Origin of the sequence: Saccharomonospora iraqiensis subsp. paurometabolica YIM 90007, from assembly GCF_000231035.2 — a bacterium.
Lineage (GTDB): Bacteria > Actinomycetota > Actinomycetes > Mycobacteriales > Pseudonocardiaceae > Saccharomonospora > Saccharomonospora paurometabolica.
Genome location: NZ_KI912261.1, coordinates 3,656 through 3,976, shown reverse-complemented (window position 1 = coordinate 3,976; position 321 = coordinate 3,656). Strand labels below are relative to the sequence as shown.

The following is a 321-nucleotide window of genomic DNA, read 5'->3' as shown; positions in this document are numbered from 1 at the left end:
TCTCGCCGCCGGGCGGCGGTGTGTACCTGAGCGTGTTGCTGCGGCCGGGGGAGGTGCCGATGGCCGCGCTCGGGTCGCTGGCGGCCGTGGCGGGCCTGGCGCTGACCGACACGGCGGCCGCGGTCGGGGTGGACGCGGTGCTGAAGTGGCCCAACGACGTGCTCGCGGGTCCGGACGGGGCCAAGTGCGCGGGTGTGCTGGCCGAGGCGGTCTCGTCGGACGAGCAGGCGGTGGTCCTCGGCATCGGGGTCAACGTCGCCCCGCTGCGCACGCCGGTCCGCCCGGGTCCGGGCGGCCTCCCGGCCACCTCGCCGGCCGAGC

General features: G+C 78.2%; 1 protein-coding gene. It reads left to right on the top strand.

All coding sequences use genetic code 11. The annotated features are described in order from the left end of the window. Nucleotides 1-321: biotin--[acetyl-CoA-carboxylase] ligase (locus SACPADRAFT_RS29355; RefSeq protein WP_040924759.1), on the top strand; the 321-nt coding region annotated here is incomplete at both ends.